The organism is Planktothrix sp. FACHB-1355, assembly GCF_014748295.1.
GTDB lineage: Bacteria > Cyanobacteriota > Cyanobacteriia > Cyanobacteriales > Aerosakkonemataceae > Aerosakkonema > Aerosakkonema funiforme_A.
The window spans coordinates 1-8,082 of sequence record NZ_JACJUP010000191.1; the positions used below are offsets into that span (position 1 = coordinate 1).

At 42.8% G+C, this 8,082-nt stretch carries 7 protein-coding genes and 1 pseudogene; 6 read left to right on the top strand and 2 right to left on the bottom strand.

The annotated features are described in order from the left end of the window. The 6 genes and pseudogenes from H6S82_RS10920 to H6S82_RS10945 form a co-directional block, all read left to right on the top strand. Nucleotides 1-295 (top strand): annotated as a pseudogene (locus H6S82_RS10920) (asparagine synthase C-terminal domain-containing protein); the annotation flags it as partial. Then, entirely contained in the window at nt 285-443 is a 159-nt protein-coding gene (locus tag H6S82_RS10925; RefSeq protein WP_190465579.1) for a hypothetical protein, read from the top strand. The pseudogene H6S82_RS10920 and the gene H6S82_RS10925, both read left to right, overlap by 11 nt. A 38-nt stretch (nt 444-481) precedes the next feature. After that, a complete protein-coding gene (locus H6S82_RS10930) occupies nt 482-1,459 on the top strand; it encodes a serine/threonine protein kinase (protein WP_190465578.1) in 978 nt (325 codons plus the stop codon). Nucleotides 1,460-1,479: 20 nt separating this feature from the next. Then, nucleotides 1,480-2,622 carry a 50S ribosomal protein L11 methyltransferase gene (locus H6S82_RS10935; RefSeq protein WP_190465576.1) on the top strand — a complete coding sequence of 381 codons (1,143 nt, stop codon included), beginning with the start codon at nt 1,480-1,482 and terminating at the stop codon, nt 2,620-2,622. A gap of 80 nt (nt 2,623-2,702) precedes the next feature. Beyond that, nucleotides 2,703-4,532, top strand: a complete 1,830-nt coding sequence (locus H6S82_RS10940) for an ABC transporter ATP-binding protein (RefSeq protein WP_190465574.1) — start codon at nt 2,703-2,705, stop codon at nt 4,530-4,532. A gap of 42 nt (nt 4,533-4,574) precedes the next feature. Next, nucleotides 4,575-5,702, top strand: a complete 1,128-nt coding sequence (locus tag H6S82_RS10945; protein ID WP_190465573.1) for a nucleotidyltransferase family protein — start codon at nt 4,575-4,577, stop codon at nt 5,700-5,702. A 154-nt stretch (nt 5,703-5,856) separates the two neighbouring features. Here H6S82_RS10945 and H6S82_RS10950 read toward each other — a convergent pair whose 3' ends face one another. Both H6S82_RS10950 and H6S82_RS10955 read right to left on the bottom strand, forming a co-directional pair. Then, nucleotides 5,857-6,141: a YiaA/YiaB family inner membrane protein gene (locus H6S82_RS10950; RefSeq protein WP_190465571.1), complete on the bottom strand. Its 285-nt coding sequence runs from the start codon at nt 6,139-6,141 to the stop codon at nt 5,857-5,859. 336 nt (nt 6,142-6,477) lie between these two features. After that, nucleotides 6,478-7,962, bottom strand: coding sequence for a hypothetical protein (locus H6S82_RS10955; RefSeq protein WP_190465569.1), 1,485 nt, complete (start codon nt 7,960-7,962; stop codon nt 6,478-6,480). Between the last annotated feature and the right edge of the window lie 120 nt (nt 7,963-8,082).

Below are 8,082 nucleotides of genomic sequence, written 5' to 3' on the forward strand. Positions count from 1 at the left end.
GGCAATGCGGGGAATTCTACCAGAGTCGGTGCGTCTGCGCCCCAAATCGCCACTAGCTGGCGATCCTATTAGCTTACTTTTAAAGCAAGCTGGTTCGCAGTGGATGGATCGGTTTGAGCTTGCACCAGTGCTGACCAAATATGTGAAGCGAAATGCTCTGCCGTTGGTTTCTGGAATAAAGCAGGATATTAATGAAGTATGGATAGATCTGCGTGTGTTGAATCTCAACTACTGGTTACAACATTTGCAGACATTTAATTACAAATCAGCAAAGGAGGAAAACTATGCGTTCTAATCATGAGAAATTGACAAAGCAACCTTATAAAAGTCCCAACTTGTTTGTCTATGGTGATATCAGAGAAATTACAAAAAATTCCACCGGCCCGACTAAGAACTTTGATAATTTTACTACTCCTGACTCCAGCCACAAGACAAATACGTGATGTAAAAGACCCCAACCTATCAGTGCCAGAAGAAACCCGTGCTTTTTTATTCTGTCTATGGCCTACAACTGCATTCCAATGGGCCGATTCCGGGGTTAGTGCCTTTGCAAATTACCTCTGAAGTAGATGTTCGGGTTTGGTTGTCTTGTGTGCCGCCTTGGTGGGAAGATATTCCAGAAGTACTGCATAGAGTTTCTTATGTCAGTCCTTACCAAGACGAATGCGGTCAGCCGATATTGAGGGTGTGGAAAATTGACGATCGCTATTTCCGGCTTTTATACTGCGATCGCACCGAATTCATCGTTGACCGATCGGGCACGGAAATTTGGGCAACTTGGCCGGATAATTTAAGCTTGGAAGATACCGCTACCTACCTGCTAGGGCCGATATTAGGATTTTTGTTGCGTTTGCGGGGTGTGGTTTGTCTGCACGCCAGCAGTGTCCAAGTTGGCGACAAATGTATTGCTATTGTTGGCCCAGCAGGTGCGGGTAAATCCACAACAGTAGCTGCTTTTGCTAAAGCTGGGTTTCCGATTTTATCAGATGATGTGTTACCGCTTTTGGCGCGGCATAATAGTTATCTAGTACAATCGGCTTATCCGCGAGTGCGCCTGTGGCCTAAATCGGTAGAGATTTTATACGGTATGCCGGATGCCTTGCCGTGCTTGACACCGAACTGGGATAAACGTTATCTGGATTTAACTCAAGCAGGTTATGAATTTCGGCATCAATCGCTACCGTTAGGTGCTATTTATATGTTAGGCGATCGCATTACTTCTTCGGCTGCACCCTTTATTGAAACAGTGCCTGCCCATACTGGTTTAATTACCTTAGTGGCAAACACATACGCAAGCAATTTAATAGATAAATCAATGCGCGGTCAAGAATTTGACTTGTTGAGTCGAGTTGTAACTAACGTTCCTTTGCGGCGAGTTACGCCTCACGCAGATCCAGTCTATCTCTCAAAGCTCTGCGATCTGATTTTAGAGGATTTCGAGAGATTGGCTAATAACTAATACCCCATTATCGGTTACCAATGTATAGCATTTCCGGATTTGGTAGCATGATTGCTGACAAAGGGCGAATGGATGCCTACGTCAAAGCACTGCGCCAATCTGTAAAACCTGACTCAACGGTACTGGATATCGGTACTGGTACGGGAATTTTTGCCTTGCTTGCCTGTCAATTTGGAGCTAAAAAGGTTTATGCGATCGAGCCGAGCGATGCTATCCAAGTGGCGCGAGAAATTGCGGCAGCCAATGGATATGCTGACCGGATTGAGTTTATCCAAAAGCTATCAACTGAGGTGAATTTACCGCAATTAGCTGATGTAATTATATCAGATATACGCGGCATATTGCCACTTTTTCAGCAGCATATTCCCGCGATTGTTGATGCTAGAAAACGTTTGCTTTCTCCGGATGGCATACTCATTCCTCAATGCGATACTTTGTGGGCAGCAGTAGTGGAAGTACCACATTTATACAGTCGCATTGTATCTGCTTGGGATGATAACGCTTATGGACTTGATATGAAGGCGGCAAGGCAAATTGTAACTAATATTTGGAGTAAAGGTCGGGTAGCACCCGCACAACTTTTAACTACTCCACAATCTTGGGCGACTTTGGATTATTCTACAATAGAAAGTTCCGATGTTAGCGCCCAAATAAATTGGGATGTGGCAAGAAGTGGAAGGGCTCACGGGTTAAGTGTTTGGTTTGATGCTACTCTGGCAGAAGGGATAGGCTTTTCTAATGCACCAGGAATGCCGGAACTTATCTACGGTATTGCTTTCTTTCCGTGGACAAAACCAGTTTTTTTAGAACTTGGCGAGCGAGTTTCTGTTAGTTTACAAGCTAATTTAGTTGGCGATAATTATATTTGGCGTTGGCATACTTGTGTGCTAAATAATTCAGGAAATATCAAGACTAAATTTCAGCAATCTACATTTTTTGCTATGCCGCTACCGCCAGCAGAATTGCGTAAAGGATCTGCTAATTATGTCGCGACTCTAAATGAGGAGGGAGAAATCGATCGCCTAATTCTGGAATTGATGAGTAGCGGTAAGGAGTTGGGCGATATTGCGCGTCAAGTACAAGCGCAATTTCCCGATTATTTTGCTAATTGGCAATCAGCTTTGACGCGGGTGGGGGATTTATCGAAAAAATATAGTAAATAGGGAATAAAAGCCGATATCTAAAGTAAGTTTTAGAATTTTACGATTGCAGATAAACGCAGATGAAGTATTAAAGCTATAAAATGAAAAGTTTGAGACATTTAAAGATTAAGTTAAAGGGTGGTTTGAGTCAGTTGCCTTATTTACTGCGAAGTCTGATGTTAGTGTGGGCAGCTGCTAAAAAGTGGACTATTGTGTGGGCAATACTGTTGGTAGTGCAGGGATTATTACCAGTAGTGACAGTTTACTTAACTCAGCAACTTATAGATAATTTGGTGCCAGCTTTAGGTGCGGGTGCTAACTGGGAAAAAGTGCGATCTTCCCTGATGTTAGTTGCCTTAATAGGCAGTATTATACTATTATCTCAGATACTTGGTAGTTTGTTAAACTGGGTTCGCACTGTTCAATCAGAATTAGTCAGAGATTATATATCTAATCTTATTCACGAAAAGTCGATCGCGATCGATTACGCTTTTTACGAAATACCAGAATATTACGATCGCTTGCATCGCGCCCGCCAAGATGCTTATTTTCGCCCGGTGACGTTACTGGAAAATGGTGGCAATTTGCTGCAAAATAGTATAACCCTGATGGCAATGGCAGTGGTGCTGACGCGCTTCGGTATTTGGTTACCTCTAGCGCTGCTAATCAGCACTCTGCCTGCCTTTTATGTTGTTGTGCGCTACAGCAACGAAAATTATCAATGGTGGCTGCGGACAACTGCTGACGAACGTCGCAGCTGGTATTATTATTGGCTGCTGACAGAAATGCAGTATGCGGCTGAATTGCGCTTGTTTGGCTTAGGAGAACATTTTAAATCTGCTTATCGGATTTTACGACGAAAGTTACGTTCGGAACGGGTGCAATTAGCTAGGAATGAGAGTTTGGCGAATTTGGGTGCAAGTGCGATCGCGCTAGTGCTTACCGCAGTTGCTCTCGCTTGGATGGTGTGGCAAGCTATTCTGGGCAGGGTAACGCTGGGCGATTTAGCTCTATTCTACCAGGCATTCGATCGCGGTCAGAATGTCATGCGAAGTCTTTTGGGAAATTTAGGCCAAATTTACAGCAATATGCTGTTTTTGGGCAACTTGTTCGAGTTTCTGGAATTACCACCGCAAACGATCGACTCTCCGTCAGCGCGAATGACACCCACAAGCTTGAAACGGGGAATCTGTTTCGATCGAGTTACCTTTCGCTATCCGGGTAGCCAAAAGGCAGCTTTGCAAAACTTCAATCTTGCTATTCCGGCTGGTAAAATTGTGGCGATCGTCGGTGCTAATGGTGCTGGTAAAAGTACGCTGCTGAAATTGCTATGTCGATTGTACGATCCGCAAGAGGGTAATATTAAATGGGATGATGTAGATTTGCGGGAATTTCCTATCCAACACCTGCGACGATTAATTACTGTTTTATTTCAACAACCAGTTGGCTACAATGCTAGCGTGGCTGAAAATATTGGTTTTGGTGATGTCACGGCGTCTGCTAGTTTGTCTGAAATTATCGATGCTGCGCGAGGGGCGGGTGCGGAGGAAGTTATCGATCGCTTGCCAAAAGGTTACCATACTTTGTTAGGCAAATTGTTTGAAAGTGGTACGGAACTCAGCGGCGGCGAATGGCAACGGATTGCCTTAGCGAGAGCTTTTCTGCGTCAGGCTCCTTTAATTATATTAGATGAGCCGACTAGCGCAATGGACTCCTGGGCTGAAGCAGATTGGATGGAAAGATTTCGGCAGTTGGCGCTCTTTCGGACAGCAATTATTATCACTCATCGCTTTACTATAGCCAGACGTGCTGACATTATTCACGTAATGGCAGACGGTCAAATTGTAGAATCAGGTAGCCACGATGAGTTATTAGTTCTGGGAAAACTGTATGCTCAATCATGGCAGGCACAAATCAATGTTAATAGCTAATTGCGTTCATAAATATTGATAAATAGCAATGAAATATCAACTATGAACTATGAAAAATTTCTACTTTTTATTTTACGCGGACGCTCGAACTCGGAGGCATTACAGGCAGCACGAGAAATAGTTTCTAATAACGATATTAATTGGCAAAATTTGCATAAAATTATCGATGCTGAGGCTCTGGCACCCTTGCTTTATCATATTGTACGCGGACAAGATGTAGTTCCGACATCAGTAGAAGAAGTTTGGCGTAAAGCTTACTATCACAATGCTTGTCGTAATGCACTGATGTTGCGGGAATTGGGTGATGTGCTGCAAAAGCTGGCAGTTGTGGGAGTAGATGTTATGGTTATCAAAGGTGCGGCTTTAGCTGATATGGTTTATGGCGATATTGCAGCGCGATCGATGAGCGATGTCGATTTACTTATTCACCCGCAAGATTTGCCAACGACTAGACAAATTTTGGCGAATTTGGGCTACAAACCTGCCTATGTGGATATGCAGACTGGCTTTACGGAAGATTTCCGCAATGAACAGATTTTTCGTAAGGAGGGACTTGTAAATATTGTTATCGATTTGCACTGGCGGCTGCTCGCTCCTGTCTACTATCAACGCACGTTTACAACAGATTGGTTTTGGGAAACTTCTTTGCCTGCTAAGATTAGTTTAGCACCAGCGTTTGTGTTGGGTTGCGAAGCGCAAGTGGTTTATTTATGCGCTCATTTGATGTTACATCACGGTGGTAAAAGTTTGCTGTGGTTGCACGATATCGCTGCTGTTATAGATTTTTATAAAGAACAGATAGATTGGGAAAAAATCATTTCTAAGGCTAAAGAATATAAATTGGATTTGTCAGTACAACAAATGTTACTGCGCGTTGCTGATGAGTGGAATGCTCCTATTCCTGCGGAAGTTCTGGAAAAATTGCGTGCTTTGCAACCTTCACGCGATGAAGTACGGACTTATTCATGGCAACATCAAACTATGGCTTTGCGTTTGTTTGCTGATTTAGCAGGTACTAAAGATTGGCGTCAAGGTTTGCGTATTGCTTGGGATACTCTATTTCCAACTCGCGAATATATGCAGCAACGCTACAACATTCCTCACCCATTTCTCGTACCTTTATATTATCCCTATCGTTGGTTGCGAGGTATGAAGCGCGTACCGAATTAGGAGGGGCTAGGGATTAGGGATTAGGGACTAGGGAAGAGGGATTAGGGGCTAGGGATTAGGGATTAGGGAAGAGGGGAAATTTTGACTTTTGACTTTTGACTTTTGACTCCCACTCTCCCCTCTTCTCTAGCCTCTAACCCCTAGTCCCTAGCCCCTATTTAAGAGGATGGTGTTCGCTGAGTATTTTTTCGACTCTAGCTTCATCAATTCTAGCCGTTAGTTTTGTTGCTTCATAATTATCTCTGGTGGTTTTGGCTAAAGTAAAAGTGGAGCCAACTGAAAATAGTAAACCCATACCCATATAACCTTTTACCCAGCCATCTACAGGTAGGTAAATTATCCCGACGGAAGTTGCGGAGACGGAAAGAACAAAAGAAGCCCAAACTTGAATAATCCAAGCGGCGGTATCTTTTTGTGGAATAATTGGTGGTTGTGGCATAAAGGCTTCCAGTGGTAGGATAAAATCTCTTTGCTTATTAGCTTGTTTTCACGATCTTCTAATTATTTCTTGTGGTAGATAGATTTTAAGTGACACTTTGTTAAGTGAATCTTAGAAAATCTGTGCGTTCAACGATAACTGGGGCTTTCCAAGGATTGATAACTCTTGTTATGTTGGGACGGTTTTGCAATTGGCACAAGATATGTGCGATTTTAGAGTTAATTTTGTTTATCTTTAGGACTTACGCACGCTGGGGCTAGAAACCGGGTTTCTTCGTCGATCGTTCACAGTGAAACCTACCATTTTTCCTAGAAACCCGGTTTCTTTGCGTAAGTCCTAATCTTTTGTTTTTTGCCAGAGGCGCACACCCCATCCGGCTACTACAGCAAATATAACGCTGAGAAAAAAGGCTGTCAGGAAAGGATGCAGCGGACGAGAAAGGGAAGGAGTTTGCCAAGGTTGTGTGATTAATCCTGAAGTAGAAGCCATTATCGCACCTGCACCGATCGCAATCCCAATGGCTTGTATTTCGTTTTGTAAACCTTTATCGGCTTTGGCTAGCTGACGATCGATCCGCGTTTGTTCTATTTCGACGATACCGCGAATGGAGGCGATCGCGCGATCGAGCAATTTTTCTCCTGGCACAAAATATCCCTGATTTGCTTTAATTTGGGATTGAAATCGGCGACAATTGCCGCTGAGAAAGCTTTCTAAGAAAGATAGGTCGTTGCCAAACCAAAAATTGCTATCTTTCTCTATTTTAACTTTAATTTTTTTGAGCTTTTCGCCGTAATTGCGGGTGTTGATTGCGATCGTGTGGCGCTGTTCTTCCAAGTCGCGCAACAGACGAGTGTATTCGGAGGCTGATTTGGCAAGGATTTTCAGTTTTTGCTGCAACTTGTTCAAATCGTCTTCGCTTAAACTGTCTGGTTTTGTGATATTTTCTACTGCATCGATTTCTTGCTCTATTTTATTGTAGATGATATCCAGAGCTTTGTAAACTTGTCGGCTATCGCGATAGGATTGAATTATCTTATTTCTGTGACAGAATAAATCGATTAAATCCTGATAGCATTCTGAAAATTTTTTATCAGTTTCTTTGTTGCAGAATAGCCAGACAAGGATGTGTTGGTAGGGAGTTTTATCCCCTAATATACCGTATTCATAAATCGGACTGCCAAATAGTTGTCCTTCTCGATGAAATGAAGGTTGTTTTTCTCGATCTGGAATAAAAGCTTCCAGACATTCCTGCGCCAAATCTCTTAAGTATGAACCCTTACCGCTACTTTCTTCAAATACCAATTCCAAATAATCGGGAAATAAATCTCGTTTATCCTCAGCTACCCAAGCTGTAATCAGGAGAGTTTGACCGAGCGAACTGGCGATAAAATTTGGTAGCAAGCAATCATCTGGATTAAACTGAGATAGCAGCGCCGTATCTACATACTCAGTATCATTATCCTTCTCATCTTTTTCCGGAATGCGAATATTTAAAGCTAAGCTGTAACTATCTTGAATTCGCAGCGGATAGGCGAAACCTTCAAAATTTAGCGATTTTTCATCCAAGGTAAATTTGCCTTGAAATGGTGGGGAAATATTATCGTTTTTGGCGATTTCCTCATTTTTGAGTAAGTCTACGCGCAAGCGTTCCGGTTCTTTTTGTAAATCAATGCGCTGCGGCAAATTGAAATTTTGGATATTTAACTTTGCTAATATTTCATCTACCTTTGCGTAGAGGAGATATAGCTTTTTCTCACTCTGCAAATCGTAGGCGAAAAGGTGGATGTTTGGGGCGTAGACTTGACGTTTCATAATTGTCATTGTTCATTGTTCGTATCAAGTCCGGTTGCATCAGTCGTGTAAAAACTTCCCAGGAAATTTATCTGCGTTTATCCTGTGTCATCTGCGATCGATTTTTACTCTTCCCGAAGCTAGCGGACA